The organism is Salegentibacter tibetensis, assembly GCF_020164485.1.
GTDB classification, from domain to species: domain Bacteria; phylum Bacteroidota; class Bacteroidia; order Flavobacteriales; family Flavobacteriaceae; genus Salegentibacter; species Salegentibacter tibetensis.
Map to the genome: position 1 here is coordinate 1 of NZ_JAIQZA010000131.1, position 342 is coordinate 342.

General features: G+C 45.9%; 1 pseudogene. It reads left to right on the top strand.

Annotated features, from left to right (window positions below):
• Window positions 1-342, top strand: a pseudogene (locus LB467_RS19625) (IS66 family transposase); the annotation flags it as partial.

Here is a 342-nt window from a genome sequence, read left to right on the forward strand (position 1 = left end):
AGGCAGCAGCACAAGAATCCGAATTAAAAGAAAAGCTCAGTGACCAGCGTCGCAAAAGAACTTCCAACCACAAAGGAAGAATGGCCCTTCCGGAGCATCTTGAGGTAAAAGAGATCGAGATCTATCCTGAGGAAGATCTTACCGGGATGATTTGTATCGGAAAGGAAGTGACCGATGAACTGGAATACGAGCCTGCTAAATACTATATCAAACGCTACATCCGCTATAAGTATGCTCCCAAGAATAAAGAAGGAGTGATCATCGGGGAACTTCCTGAGCGGGTGATTGAAAAAGGAATCCCGGGAGCCGGACTCCTGGCTTCGATTTTAGTAGATAAGTACC